The 13,346-nt window shown below is 63.7% G+C and carries 9 protein-coding genes and 1 pseudogene; 4 read left to right on the forward strand and 6 right to left on the reverse strand.

Features of this window, described 5'->3' with window-relative positions:
• Positions 1-229: 229 nt before the first annotated feature.
• The 3 genes from rho (at position 230) to ACNFCJ_RS01210 (ending at position 4,057) form a co-directional block, all read left to right on the forward strand.
• Positions 230-1,489, forward strand: coding sequence for a transcription termination factor Rho (gene rho / locus ACNFCJ_RS01200; RefSeq protein ID WP_143504656.1), 1,260 nt, complete (start codon positions 230-232; stop codon positions 1,487-1,489).
• 133 nt (positions 1,490-1,622) lie between these two features.
• Entirely contained in the window at positions 1,623-3,089 is a 1,467-nt protein-coding gene (ubiD, locus tag ACNFCJ_RS01205) for a 4-hydroxy-3-polyprenylbenzoate decarboxylase (RefSeq protein WP_416769303.1), read from the forward strand.
• Complete coding sequence (locus ACNFCJ_RS01210; protein WP_343352051.1) at positions 3,089-4,057, forward strand: CDP-6-deoxy-delta-3,4-glucoseen reductase; 969 nt, start codon at positions 3,089-3,091, stop codon at positions 4,055-4,057. Before ubiD ends, ACNFCJ_RS01210 begins: the two co-directional genes overlap by 1 nt.
• A gap of 61 nt (positions 4,058-4,118) precedes the next feature.
• On the opposite strand, the gene ACNFCJ_RS01215 is transcribed toward ACNFCJ_RS01210, so the two are convergent.
• A complete protein-coding gene (locus tag ACNFCJ_RS01215) occupies positions 4,119-5,099 on the reverse strand; it encodes an NADPH:quinone oxidoreductase family protein (protein ID WP_343352053.1) in 981 nt (326 codons plus the stop codon).
• Positions 5,100-5,254: 155 nt separating this feature from the next.
• Between ACNFCJ_RS01215 and ACNFCJ_RS01220 the strand changes: the two genes are divergently transcribed.
• A complete protein-coding gene (locus tag ACNFCJ_RS01220; RefSeq protein WP_416769305.1) occupies positions 5,255-5,659 on the forward strand; it encodes a flagellar basal body-associated FliL family protein in 405 nt (134 codons plus the stop codon).
• A gap of 128 nt (positions 5,660-5,787) precedes the next feature.
• On the opposite strand, the gene ACNFCJ_RS01225 is transcribed toward ACNFCJ_RS01220, so the two are convergent.
• The 5 genes and pseudogenes from ACNFCJ_RS01225 to ACNFCJ_RS01245 all read right to left on the reverse strand — a co-directional run bounded on the left by ACNFCJ_RS01225 (position 5,788) and on the right by ACNFCJ_RS01245 (position 13,111).
• Complete coding sequence (locus tag ACNFCJ_RS01225; RefSeq protein ID WP_343352057.1) at positions 5,788-6,912, reverse strand: ABC transporter permease; 1,125 nt, start codon at positions 6,910-6,912, stop codon at positions 5,788-5,790.
• Positions 6,912-9,617 (reverse strand): ribosome-associated ATPase/putative transporter RbbA, encoded by a 2,706-nt coding sequence (gene rbbA, locus ACNFCJ_RS01230; protein WP_416769308.1) that lies wholly within the window; start codon positions 9,615-9,617, stop codon positions 6,912-6,914. The genes ACNFCJ_RS01225 and rbbA overlap by 1 nt, the downstream gene beginning before the upstream one ends.
• The gene (locus tag ACNFCJ_RS01235; RefSeq protein ID WP_416769309.1) at positions 9,614-10,681 is read right to left on the reverse strand and encodes an HlyD family secretion protein; all 1,068 of its coding nucleotides are present in this window, start codon (positions 10,679-10,681) and stop codon (positions 9,614-9,616) included. Before ACNFCJ_RS01235 ends, rbbA begins: the two co-directional genes overlap by 4 nt.
• A 67-nt stretch (positions 10,682-10,748) precedes the next feature.
• Positions 10,749-12,612: pseudogene (locus ACNFCJ_RS01240) on the reverse strand (diguanylate cyclase).
• A 49-nt stretch (positions 12,613-12,661) separates the two neighbouring features.
• On the reverse strand, positions 12,662-13,111 hold the full coding sequence (locus tag ACNFCJ_RS01245) for an EVE domain-containing protein (protein ID WP_143504650.1): 450 nt from the start codon (positions 13,109-13,111) through the stop codon (positions 12,662-12,664).
• Positions 13,112-13,346 lie beyond the last annotated feature (235 nt).

The raw sequence follows: 13,346 nt of genomic DNA on the forward strand, positions 1-13,346 counted from the left end.
AAGTCGCTCTGGAAGAGGCCCCGCAATTGGCGGGGTTTTTTCGTTTTCGGGACTAGACGCTGTTTTTTCACGGTGTTAAATTCGATTCCGCTGCATCCTCCATGCAGCTCTCTGCACGCCGTCGCCGATTCATTCCTATACGAATTCGTTCGCGATCCTGTCGCCTTCTCTGCGGCGCGGCCTCTCAAGCTAACAGCTTTCTTCTCCTCTCGATGATCACGTCATTCCTATGAATCTGACCGAACTCAAGCAAAAGCCGATTGCCGAACTGCTGGACATGGCCGAACAGATGGGCCTGGAAAACATGGCTCGTTCGCGCAAGCAGGACATCATCTTCGCCCTGCTGAAAAAGCATGCCAAAGGCGGCGAGGAAATTTCCGGTGACGGCGTGCTGGAGATCCTCCAGGACGGTTTCGGCTTTCTGCGCAGTGCCGACTCTTCCTACCTGGCCGGCCCTGACGACATCTACGTCTCGCCCAGCCAGATCCGCCGTTTCAACCTGCGTACCGGTGACACCATCGTCGGCAAGATCCGTCCGCCGAAGGAAGGCGAGCGTTACTTCGCTCTGCTCAAGGTCGACAGCATCAACTTCGACCGCCCGGAAAACGCCAAGAACAAGATCCTGTTCGAGAACCTGACGCCGCTGTTCCCGAATCAGCGCCTGACCATGGAAGCCGGCAACGGCTCCACCGAGGACATCACCGGTCGTGTGATCGACCTCTGCGCGCCGATTGGCAAGGGCCAGCGCGGCCTGATCGTCGCTCCGCCGAAAGCGGGCAAGACCATCATGCTGCAGAACATCGCCTCGAACATCACCCGCAACAACCCCGAGTGCCACCTGATCGTTCTGCTGATCGACGAGCGCCCGGAAGAAGTGACCGAGATGCAGCGCACCGTGCGCGGCGAAGTGGTCGCCTCGACCTTCGACGAGCCGCCGACCCGCCACGTGCAGGTCGCCGAAATGGTGATCGAGAAGGCCAAACGCCTGGTCGAGCACAAGAAGGACGTGGTCATCCTGCTCGACTCCATCACCCGCCTGGCGCGTGCCTACAACACCGTGATTCCGAGCTCCGGCAAGGTACTCACCGGTGGTGTCGACGCCCACGCCCTGGAGAAGCCGAAGCGCTTCTTCGGCGCCGCGCGTAACATCGAAGAAGGCGGCTCGCTGACCATCATCGCCACCGCGCTGGTTGAAACCGGCTCGAAGATGGACGAAGTGATCTACGAGGAATTCAAGGGCACCGGCAACATGGAGCTGATCCTCGATCGCCGTGTTTCCGAGAAGCGTGTGTTCCCGGCCATCAACATCAACAAGTCGGGCACTCGTCGTGAAGAGCTGCTGACCGGTGAGGAAGAGCTGTCGCGCATGTGGATTCTGCGCAAGCTGCTGCACCCGATGGACGAGATTGCCGCCATCGAGTTCCTGATCGACAAGCTCAAGGCGACCAAGACTAACGATGAGTTCTTCTTGTCGATGAAGCGCAAATAAGCGGTTCATGTCTTGCCACAAGGCCGGGGAAACCCGGCCTTGTCGTATCTGGAGGCTTTCAAGCCTTCTGAAAGCCCGACTTCGGCGCTAAACTTTGCGGCCGACTCTTGCCTGTCCGACACGAGGCTCCTGCATGCAGTATCGCGACCTGCGCGACTTCATCCGTGAACTGGAAAAGCGCGGCGAACTCAAGCGCATCCAGACCCCGGTATCGCCCGTTCTGGAAATGACCGAAATCTGTGACCGCACCCTGCGCAAGGGCGGCCCGGCGTTGCTGTTCGAAAACCCCGCGGGCTTCGACGTGCCGGTGCTCGGCAACCTGTTCGGTACGCCCAAGCGCGTGGCGCTGGGCATGGGCGCCGAGGATGTCTCCGAGCTGCGCGAAATCGGCAAGCTGCTGGCCTTTCTCAAGGAGCCGGAGCCGCCGAAAGGCCTCAAAGATGCCTGGAGCAAGCTGCCGATCTTCAAGAAGGTCATCAGCATGGCGCCCAAGGTGGTCAAGGATGCGCCTTGCCATGAAGTGATCGAGGAAGGCGATGACGTCGACCTCGGCAAACTGCCGATCCAGCACTGCTGGCCGGGTGACGTGGCGCCGCTGATCACCTGGGGCCTGACCATCACCAAGGGCCCGAACAAGGAACGGCAGAACCTCGGTATCTACCGCCAGCAGGTGATCGGTCGCAACAAGGTGATCATGCGCTGGCTCAGCCATCGCGGCGGCGCGCTGGATTACCGCGACTGGTGCCAGAAGCATCCGGACAAGCCTTACCCGGTCTGCGTTGCGCTTGGCGCGGATCCGGCGACCATCCTCGGCGCTGTGACGCCAGTGCCCGATACCCTCTCCGAATACGCCTTCGCAGGGCTCATGCGTGGTCATCGTACCGAGCTGATCAAGGCGGTTGGCAGCGACCTGCAGGTGCCGGCCAGCGCCGAAATCGTCCTCGAAGGCGTGATCCATCCGGGCGAGACCGCGCCGGAAGGCCCCTACGGCGACCACACCGGCTACTACAACGAAGTGGACACCTTCCCGGTGTTCACCGTCGAGCGCATCACCCGTCGCCGCGATCCGATCTACCACAGCACCTACACCGGCCGGCCGCCAGATGAGCCGGCGATCCTCGGCGTGGCGCTGAACGAGGTGTTCGTGCCGATCCTGCAGAAGCAGTTCCCCGAGATCACCGACTTCTACCTGCCGCCGGAAGGCTGTTCCTACCGCATGGCGGTGGTGACCATGAAGAAACAGTACCCGGGCCACGCCAAGCGCGTAATGCTCGGTGTGTGGTCGTTCCTGCGACAGTTCATGTACACCAAGTTCGTTATCGTCACCGACGACGATATCAACGCACGGGACTGGAATGACGTGATCTGGGCGATTACCACGCGCATGGACCCCAAGCGCGACACGGTGATGATCGACAACACGCCGATCGACTATCTCGACTTCGCCTCGCCGATCTCCGGCCTGGGTTCAAAGATGGGCCTGGACGCCACCCACAAGTGGCCCGGTGAAACCACTCGCGAGTGGGGCCGCGCCATCGAGAAGGATCCGGCCGTGGTGGCGCGTGTAGACGCGCTGTGGAGCGAGCTGGGAATAGATTGATGAACGTCACCCTGCAACCCTCCGGCGTCACTCTCGCGCTGCAGCCGGGCGAACGCATTCTCGATGGCGCCCGGCGCCTGGGCTATGACTGCCCGCAGAGCTGCCGTAACGGCAACTGCCATATATGTGCTGCCTTGCTGGTGGAGGGGCGTGTGCGGCAGAACGGCGTGGAGCTGGATCATGGCGAGCTGTTCACCTGCCTCGCCGAACCGCTGGAAGACTGTGTGCTGCACTGGGATGGCGTGCTGGCGCCGGGCGAGCTGCCGGTACGCGAGCTGAGTTGCCAGCTGATCGAATGCCAGGAAGTTGGCGGCGACGTGTTCCGCGTACGCTTGCGTACCCCGGCCGGCAAAGCGCCGCGTTATCACGCCGGGCAGTACCTGCTGTTGCAGCGCCCGGATAGCGAGATGGCGGCCTTTTCCCTGGCCTCTGCGCCGCATGCCGGGCGTGAGCTGGAACTGCATATCCTCGCGCGCGAGGACAGCAGCATTGCCCTGCTGGAGCATCTGCGCAGCACCGGCATGGCTCGCGTGCAGATGCCTTATGGTGATACCCACCTTGCCGATCTGCCCGATGGACCGCTGGTGTTGATCGCCGCGGGCACCGGTATGGGCCAGATGCACAGCCTGATCGAGCATTGCCGCGCCGCTGGTTTCCCCCACCCGGTACACCTGTACTGGGGCGCGCGGCGACCCGAGGATTTCTACGAGCTGCCGCACTGGGCCGAGTGGCAGCAACTGGACAATCTGCACCTGCATCAGGTGGTCAGCGACCAGTGTGGCTGGCAAGGCCGCTGCGGCCTGCTGCACGAAGCGGTGCGCGAAGACTTCCCCGACCTCAAGGCTTTGCACGTCTACGCCAGCGGCTCACCGGCGATGGTCTACGCCACCCTCGATGCACTGGTCGAAGCCGGTATGGACGCCCACCAGATGCGCGCCGACGTGTTTGCCTACGCGCCGCGCTCATAAGTGTAGGGCGGGTGCAACCCGCCACTGATTGATTCGGCGGGTTGCACCCGCCCTACGCACTTCAGCGAACGGTCACCACCACCTTGCCCACGGCCTTGCGCTGGCTGAGGGTAGCGATGGCTTCTCCGCCGCGCTCAAGCGGGAAGGTCTGCGACACCAGCGGCTTGAGCTTGCCTTCGGCATGCCAGGCGAACAGCTGCTGGAAGTTCGCGGCATTGTCCTGCGGCTGGCGCTGGGCGAAGGAGCCCCAGAATACGCCGACCAGGGAGGCGCCCTTAAGCAGTGGCAGGTTGGCCGGCAGGGCCGGGATGCCGCCGCCGGCGGCAAAGCCCACCACCAGGAAGCGACCGTTCCAGCCGATGCTGCGAAAGGCTTCCTCGAACAGCGTGCCGCCTACCGGGTCGTAGATCACGTCCACGCCCTGGCCGTCGGTGAGTTTCTTCACCTCGTCCTTGAGGCTTTGTTCGCTGTAGTTGATCAGGTCGTCGGCGCCGGCCTTGCGCGCCACTTCCAGTTTCTCGGCGCTGCTCGCTGCTGCAATCACTTTCGCGCCCATGGCCTTGCCGATTTCCACCGCTGCCAGGCCAACGCCGCCGGAGGCGCCGAGCACCAGCAGGGTTTCACCCGGTTGCAGGTTGGCGCGTTGCTTGAGGGCATGCATGGAGGTGCCGTAGGTCATGCCGAAGGCGGCGGCGGTGGTCAGGTCCATGCTCTTGGGTACTGGCAGCACGTTGTAGGCCGGCACGGCGACTTCTTCGGCGAAGCCGCCCCAGCCAGTCAGCGCCATCACCCGGTCACCAGCGCGCAGATGGCTTACCTTCTCGCCCACGGCCTTGACCACGCCGGCCACCTCTCCGCCCGGGGCGAAGGGGAAGGGCGGCTTGAACTGGTATTTGCCTTCGATGATCAGTGTGTCGGGGAAGTTGACCCCGGCGGCCTGCACCTCGATCAGCACCTCGTTCTTCTTGGGTTCGGGGCTCGGCAGGTCTTCCAGTACCAGGGTGTCGGCAGGGCCGAAGGCTTTGCACAGCAGGGCTTTCATGAAGGTCATTCCTCTTGCAGGGTGCCATGCAGTGTAGAAAGCGCCCGCCGAGGGTCAACGAGCATGCCGATGCCTGATAGGTCGGCATAAGCGTCGGGCTTGGGTGCTGGCGCGGGGATGGCTATGCTAGGCACATCCCCGATGGAGTGCCGAACGTGAAACTGTTGACCGCCCTGTTGCTGAGCCTGTCGATCTGCCTGCCTGCCCTGGCGTCTTCGGATAAGAAGGAAGAAGCCCCGACGACGCTCTACTACAACCTGACGCCAGCGCTGATCGGTAACCTGGCCGATACCGGCAACCGCCTGAAATTCTTCAAGGCCGATGTGTCGTTGCGCGTGACCGGTACCGAGGCGGAGGAGAAGATTAAACAGCATGAGCCGCTGATCCGTCATCAGATGGTGATGCTGTTCTCGGCCCAGACCAGCGAGACCATCAATGCCCCCGATGGCCGTGAGAACCTGCGTCTGGAAGCGTTGAAGAAGGTGCAGGACGCGATCAATGGCGAAGAGGGCAAGCCCATCGTCGAAGACCTGTTTTTCAACAATCTGATCATTCAGTGAACGGCGGCGTAGTCAGTCACGCGTCGACGCTGTGAATGCGTAGGAGCGGCGCCCCGCCGTGAACCGCGGGGCAATGGAAAAGCTTCGCCCCAGGGCGGGGCTCCTACGAAAAGCCAGCTCCGGGTTGTTCAGGCCATCTGTGCCAAGGTCTTGCGAAAACGCGTCAGCGCGGCGACGAAGAACAGCGCGCCGATGCCGGCGATGGCCAGCATGTAGGGCCAGACGATCGCGAACCCCGCGCCGCGATAGAGAATGGCCTGGGCCAGCGCGACGAAGTGGGTGGTCGGCGCCGCCAGCATGATCTGCTGTACCAGCTCCGGCATGCTTTCGCGCGGCGTGGTGCCGCCGGAAAGGATCTGCAGCGGCAACAGTACCAGGATGATCAGCAGGCCCAATTGCGGCATCGAGCGCGCCACCGTGCCGAAGAAGATGCCCATCGAGGTAGTGGCGAACAGGTGCAGCGCCGCGCCAACCAGAAACAGCGCAATCGAACCCTCGATCGGCACCTGCAGCCAGCCCTGCACTACCAGCAGCAGTGACAGCGCCGCAGCTGAGAGCACCACCAGCCCCATCGACCAGACCTTGGCCAGCATGATTTCCAGTGGCGTCACCGGCATCACCAGCAGGTGTTCGACGGTGCCGTGCTCGCGTTCGCGAATCAGCGCCGCGCCGGTGAGGATGATCGACAGCATGGTGATCTGGTTGATCACCTCCATCACCGAGCCGAACCAGGCGCGCGTCAGGTTGGGGTTGAACTCTATGCGTGCCACCAGTTCGGCTGGCTGCTGCAGCTCGCCCCGGTAGCGGCGGACGAACTCGGCCACCTCGCTGGCGCCGATATTCTGGATGTAGCCGGCACCGGTGAAGGCCATGCTGACCTGGGTGGCATCGACGTTGAGCTGGATTGCCGGGCTCCGACCGGCGAGCACGTCGCGCTGGAAGTTCGGCGGAATGTTCAGGGTGAAGGTGTAGCGCCCGGCATCCATGCCGCGATCCATCTCGTTCAGGTCGATACGTTGCGGGGTACGGAAGTAGGGCGCCTGGAAGGCCTGGATCAGCCGTTCGGAGAGTTGCGACTGGTCTTCGTCGACCACGGCGATGGCGGCGTTGTGCAGGCTCTCCGGCATGCTGGTTGCGGCCGAGTAGATGCCCATGCTGAAGGCCCAGATGATCAGCAGTACCAGCGCCAGGTCATGCTGCAGGCTGCGCAGCTCCTTGATGCCGAGGTGGAGGATATTGGCCAGGCGTTCCATCACTCCTCCTGTTTGCGCAGCAGGCTAGCGCTGAGCAGCGTCAGCAGAGGGATGGTCAGGGCCAGAGCGGTGAAGTAGCCGGTCAGGTCCTGCAGCTCCAGCGCCTTGGAGAAGATGCCGCGGCTGATCACCAGAAACTGCGAGGTCGGGTAGAGCTGGCCGATCAGCGCGCCCGCGCCTTCCAGCGAGGCCACCGGGTAGATCAGCCCGGAAAACTGGATGGCCGGCAGCAGGGTGACGATGGCGGTTCCGAATACGGCGGCGATCTGACTGTTGGTGAAGGTCGACATGAGCAGGCCGAGTCCGGTGGCGCAGGCCAGATAGAGCAGGGCGCCGGCCAGCAGAGTCAGCGGGTTGCCCTTGAGCGGGACGTCGAACACCGTGACTGCCAGCAGCATCAGCAGGATGAAGTTGAACAAGCCCAGGGCGATGTAGGGCAGTTGTTTACCGAGCAGGAATTCCAGGCGGGTGACCGGGGTAACGTAGAGATTGATGATCGAGCCCAGCTCCTTCTCGCGCACCACACCCAGCGCCGTGAGCATCGCCGGGATCAGCATCAGCAGCAGCGGGATCACCGCCGGCACCATGGCCTTGAGGCTTTCCACGTCCGGGTTGTAGCGGTAGCGCACTTCCAGTTCGGCGGCGCTGGCTGCCTGCGGCTGGGGTGAGCGGCGCGCCAGCTCTGCCAGGTAGTGCTGATGCAGGCCGGTGACGTAGCCCTTGATGGTTTCGGCGCGGGTCGGCATGGCGCCGTCGATCCACATGCCGATCTGCGGATTGTCGCCGCGCTTGAGATCGCGACCGAAGTGCGGCGGAATCTCCACGGCGAGGCTGATATCGCCATTGCGCAGGCGCCGTTCCAACTCGTCGTAGTCGGAGAGCGGCGCCTTCTCCAGGAAGTAGCGCGAGCCGGACAGGTTCAGGTGGTATTCCTGGCTGGTGGTGGTCTGGTCGCGATCGAGCACGGCGAAGGTCAGGTCTTCGACGTCGAGGCTGATGCCATAGCCGATGATGAACAGCAGCAGCACGGTGCCGAGCAGCGCCATGCCGCCACGAATCGGGTCGCGGCGCAGCTCCAGCGCTTCGCGGCGGGCATAGCTGAGCAGGCGGCGCAGGCTGAAGCGTTGACGCTGTTGTGGCGGCGCCTGTTCCAGCGGCGGCGCCTCGCTGACCGCTTGCTCGCCAACCGCCTCCTGCAGGTAGGCGATGAAGGTGGCTTCCAGGTTGTCCAGGCCGCGTTTGTCCATCAGACCCTGCGGCGTGTCGCTGTCGAGCACGCGGCCGGCGTGCATCAGCGAGATTCGGTCGCAGCGCTGCGCCTCGTTCATGAAGTGGGTGGAGATGAAGATGGTCACGCCGTCCTGGCGCGACAGGTCGAGCATCAGTTGCCAGAAACCGTCACGCGCCACCGGGTCGACGCCTGAGGTGGGCTCGTCGAGGATCAGGATTTCCGGCTTGTGAATCACCGCCACGGCCAGCGACAGGCGCTGGCGGATGCCCAATGGCAGGCGCTCGGGGAGCATGTCCATGACTTCGCCGAGGTCGAAGCGTGCGGCCATCTGCGCCACGCGTGGCTCGATCTCCTCGGCGGGTACGTGAAAGAGTTGCGCGTGCAGCACCAGGTTCTGCCGCACCGTCAGTTCGCCATACAGGGAGAACGCCTGGGACATGTAGCCGACCCTCTTGCGCGTGGCCATGTCGCGCGGGTCGACCGCCTGGCCGAACAGCAGCGCCTCGCCCTCGCTGGCCGGTAGCAGGCCGGTGAGCATCTTCATGGTGGTGCTCTTGCCGCAGCCGTTGGAGCCGAGAAAACCAAAGATTTCGCCCCGGCGGATGCGAAACGACACCGAGTCGACGGCGACGAAATCACCGAAGCGCATGGTCAGGCCCTTGGCTTCGATGGCGATCTCTTGGCTGTCTTGCAGGGGGGGAATGAGCACCTGCTGATGGCCGCGGCGGCGTTCCTCGGGCAGCAAGGCGATAAAGGCCTGTTCCAGGCTGGCGCTGTTGGTGCGTACGCGCAGTTCCGCCGGGCTGCCTTCGGCCAGCACGCGTCCGGCATCCATCGCCACCAGGTGGTCGAAGCGCTCGGCTTCCTCCATATAGGCCGTGGCCACCAGCACGCTCATCTGCGGACGCTGTGCGCGAATGCGCGCGATCAGTTCCCAGAACTGGTTGCGCGACAGCGGGTCGACGCCGGTGGTTGGCTCGTCGAGGATCAGCAGGTCGGGGTCGTGGATCAGCGCGCAGCACAGCCCCAGCTTCTGCTTCATGCCGCCCGACAGCTTACCCGCCGGACGCTCGCGGAAGGCCGACATACCGGTGCTGCGCAGCAGGTCTTCGATGCGTCGCTCGCGCTCGGCAGCGTCCTGACCGAACAGGCGGCCAAAGAAATCCAGGTTCTCGAACACCGACAGCGTCGGGTAGAGGTTCTTGCCCAGACCCTGCGGCATGTAGGCGATATGCGGGCAGACATTGCGCCGATGACGGGCATCGGCCATGTCGCCGTCGAGCACTTCGACGCGGCCGTCCTGAATCTTGCGCGCCCCGGCGATCAGCGCCAGCAAGCTGGACTTGCCGACGCCGTCGGGGCCGATCAGGCCGACCATGCAGCGGGCCGGCAGTGCCAGCTCGACCTGTTGCAGCGCGTGGGTCTGGCCGTAGCGCAGGCCGACGCCGCTCAGGCGTGCGACCGCCGCGTTCATTGCGGAACCTTGATCGCCAGATGCGCGGGCCACTCGGCGTCAGGGTCGAGGCGCAGGTAGGCCATGCCCGGTACGCCGGTCTTGACCTGCTGCAGGTGCCTGCTCAGCAACTCGGGATCGAGGCGCGCCTTGACCCGGAACATCAGTTTCTCGCGCTCGTTGGCGGTTTCCACGCTCTTCGGGGTGAACTGGGCGACGCTGGCGACATAGCTGACCCTGGCCGGGATCACGTACTGCGGTACGGCATCGATCACCAGGCGTACCTCGCTGCCGAGGGCGACGCGACCGGCCTGACGTTCGGGCAGGAAGAAGGTCATGTAGACGTCGGTGAGGTCCACCAGGTTGAGCAGCTTGCCGCCGGCACCCAGCACTTCACCGGGTTGGCTCACGCGGTATTGCACGCGACCGGCGCGAGGCGCCTTGAGCAGGCTGTCATCGATGTCCACCTGCAGGCGCTCGACGCTGGCTCGGGCCGCCTCGGTCGCCGATTGCGCTTCGATGGCCTGCGATTGCGCGGCGGCGATACCGGCCTCGGCCGAGCTTACCTGGGCGCGCGCGGCGGCCAGCGCGGCTTCGGCGCTTTGCAGGCGGGCCAGATCGTCATCCAACGTCTGCTGAGGCAGGGCGTTGCGCTTGACCAGGGTGGCGCTGCGCGCGTGACGTTTGCGCGCGGCATCCAGTTCGGCCTGGCGCTGGCGCACCACGGCTTCGGCGGCCAGCTTCTCGCTTTGGCGCAGGCTGATCTGGCTGGCGGCGGTGGTCTGGCCATTCTCGGCCTGGCGCAATTGGGCGCGGGCCTGCGCCAGTTGGGCTTCGAGCACCTGGGTGTCCATGCGCGCGAGAACCTGGCCTGGCTCGACGAAGTCACCTTCATCGACCTCGATGCTGGCAACGCGCCCGGCGAGCTTGGTGGCCACATCCACTTCGGTGGCCTCGATGCGTCCGTTGCCGCTGGCGAAGCCCTCGCCCAGGCCGTTCGGGCGCAGCTGCCACCAGGCTGTGGCAGCCAGTACGGCGACGGCGGCAGCGAGCAGAACGGCCTGGCGAGATTTGACGTTGATCATTTCGGCTTCCCTGTTGAACCCCGGTTGCGGGGTTTTCACGACCTGTCGATTGTCTGTCGAATGCGCATTAGGTGGCTTGATGCAGGTCAAGCACGGGCGGCTGCCACAGGCAGGTGCGGTCACGCCCTTCATGTTTGGCATGGTACAGCGCCTGATCGCCCTGGGCGAGCAATTCGCCTGGCTGTTCGTCAATCACTGGATCCACTACGGTGATGCCGATACTCAGGGTCAAGCGCCCCAGCGGACTGCTCGGGTGCTTGATATCCAGGCTGGCAACCGCCGCATGGATGCGTGCGGCGACCTGCTCGGCACCCTCCTGATTGGTGTTGGCGAGAATGATCGCGAACTCCTCGCCACCGTAGCGGCAGGCCGTATCGCCTTCGCGTTGCAGGCTGTCGCGCAGGGCTGCACTGACTCTGCGTAGGGCGTCGTCACCGGCGAGGTGGCCGAGTGCATCGTTGTAGGCCTTGAAGTGGTCGATATCCAGCATCAACAGCGCCAGGGGCGCGTCGAGGCGGCGCAGGCGGCGCCATTCGGCCAGCAGTTGCTGGTCGAAGTGGCGGCGGTTGTACAGGCCGGTCAGGCCGTCGAGTTGCGACAGGCGTTGCAGTTGCGCTTCCAGTTGCAGGCGCTCGCTGTTGTCGCGGGAAACGGCGATCAGATATTCGTGATCATGCAGTTGCACCAGCTGGGTGTTGATCTCGGCCGGTTGCCGGTTGCCGGCTGCCGTCGCGGCGAATCAGTTCGCGCTGGAAAATCCGCGAGAGGTTGTTGCTTTGCGCCTGGCGCGCCTGTTCCAGCCAGCTGTGAAAGCCTGGCAGGAGCCTCTCTGGATCATCGCGCAGTAGCTCGGCGAACTGTTCGGGGCGGTAGCCGAGCGTGGCGTAGGTGGCCTGATTCATGTGCAGCAGCTCGCGGGTACTGCTGTCGAAGATGAACAGTCCGTCATGGCTGGAGTCGGTCAGGTCCAGTACCAGTTGTAGCCGCTCGCGGTTCTCGCGCAGGCGTTGCTCGGTTTCTTCACGGCGTTCGGCTTCCAGTTTGAAGCGACGATTGGCCTGCTGCAGGGCATGGGCTCGGCGGCTGTTCTCCAGCGCCAGAGCCAGGGCGGCAACCAGCAGCAGGCTGATGGTCAGGCTGGCGCCGAGCACGACGTCGGGCAGCGGCGAGTCCAGTTGATCGAGCAGTTGTTCAGTGGGGCTCAGGCGCAGGCTGAAGCCCTGATTGTTGAGCAGGCTCAGGTGCAGTTGCAGGCTGTGCTGCGTCTCGGAATCTACTGCTCCATGACGAAACAGGCTGTGGCCGTTCTCAAGCAATTCGAGGTTGAAGGCTTGGCGGTCGATCTGGGTGAGTAGCTGCAGCATCAGCGGCTCGACCCGAAATACGCCCTGCAGGAAACCGTCGAACACCTTGCTGCCATTCAGCTCGCGGTACAGCGGTGTATAGAGAACAAAACCGCGTCCGCCCTGGACCAGATCGAAGCTGTTGGAGAAGCGTTGTTCACCGCTCTCGCGAGCTTCCATCGCCAATGGGTAATTGGGGTGCTCAGGGTGCAGGCGAAAATTCAGCGCCGCTTCGTTGCCGGCTACTGGCAGCAGCCAGCGCATATGCAGGTCGGGGCCAACCCATTGGATCGACTGGTAGGCAGGAAAGCCGCGTAGGGCAAGCTCCACCTCTTCGTCCCAGCTGGCGCGTGGCAGGCGGCCGAGGCTGTTCCACAAGCGGGCGATGCGTTCGAGGCTGGCCACTTCCAGGTGCAGCGTGCTTTCCAGCTGCCGTGCCAGGCTGCGTGCCTGGTAGCCGACTCGCTCGTCGATGCGTTGTAGTTGCGCAGATTCGATCTGGCGCCATAGCAATACGCTGGCGCTGCTCAGCACCAATAAGAGAAGCGCCAGCGCGAGGCGCGCTGGCCAGGCGGAGGATGCTGGCATGGATAACTCCTGAAGCGTGCTGTGGTGATAGCACACTGCTGTGGGGGGCTCAACGCATGGCGAGAATCGCCGTCCACTCGGCCTCCGTGACTGGCATCACCGACAGGCGACTGCCGCGTTGTACCAGGGCCAGCTCGGCCAGGAGCGGGTTGTTCTTCAGGTGTTGCAGCGCCAGTACCTCGTCGAAGGCTTCGACGAACTCGACGTCCAGGGCGCTCCAGGGGTTCTTCTCGGCGCTGGCCTTGGGGTCATGGTAGTGGCTGTGTGGGTCCAGCGCGGTTGGGTCCGGATACACCTCGCCGGCAATACGCGCGATGCCGGCGATACCGGGTTGCGGGCAGCTGGAGTGGTAGAAGAAGAACAGGTCGCCCGGTTGCATTGCGCGCATGAAGTTGCGCGCCTGGTAGTTACGCACGCCATCCCAGCGCGTTTTGCCCAGTCGCTGCAGGTCATGGATGGACAATTCATCGGGTTCGGACTTCATCAGCCAATAAGGCATGAACTTTGCTCCTGCAGGTCTGTCGTAAGCGGACGCTCGTTTGAGGGGGATCTCCGACGGCCGGTTGGCGTCGGAAATTGCACAGTGCATGGCACTGAAGGAAAATGCCCGGCTAAACGCTTGGCGCTGTCGTATTGGATAAAACAATAACGCGCGACCAACGCGCGCATTGCCTTGAAGGGGGAGGCAATAAATGAAACGCAAGCCAGATCTTTTGTGGGTTCTCGTCGTACTG

The organism is Pseudomonas sp. NY15364 (genome assembly GCF_048068235.1).
GTDB classification, from domain to species: Bacteria; Pseudomonadota; Gammaproteobacteria; order Pseudomonadales; family Pseudomonadaceae; genus Aquipseudomonas; species Aquipseudomonas mendocina_D.

Bases quoted from the DNA above. Each gene is read 5' to 3' on its own strand.
- ACNFCJ_RS01235 (WP_416769309.1), bottom strand. From the start codon at position 10,681: ATGATCAACGTCAAATCTCGCCAGGCCGTTCTGCTCGCTGCCGCCGTC.
- rho (WP_143504656.1), top strand. From the start codon at position 230: ATGAATCTGACCGAACTCAAGCAAAAGCCGATTGCCGAACTGCTGGAC.
- ACNFCJ_RS01245 (WP_143504650.1), bottom strand. From the start codon at position 13,111: ATGCCTTATTGGCTGATGAAGTCCGAACCCGATGAATTGTCCATCCAT.
- rbbA (WP_416769308.1), bottom strand. From the start codon at position 9,617: ATGAACGCGGCGGTCGCACGCCTGAGCGGCGTCGGCCTGCGCTACGGC.
- ubiD (WP_416769303.1), top strand. From the start codon at position 1,623: ATGCAGTATCGCGACCTGCGCGACTTCATCCGTGAACTGGAAAAGCGC.
- ACNFCJ_RS01225 (WP_343352057.1), bottom strand. From the start codon at position 6,912: ATGGAACGCCTGGCCAATATCCTCCACCTCGGCATCAAGGAGCTGCGC.
- ACNFCJ_RS01210 (WP_343352051.1), top strand. From the start codon at position 3,089: ATGAACGTCACCCTGCAACCCTCCGGCGTCACTCTCGCGCTGCAGCCG.
- ACNFCJ_RS01215 (WP_343352053.1), bottom strand. From the start codon at position 5,099: ATGAAAGCCCTGCTGTGCAAAGCCTTCGGCCCTGCCGACACCCTGGTA.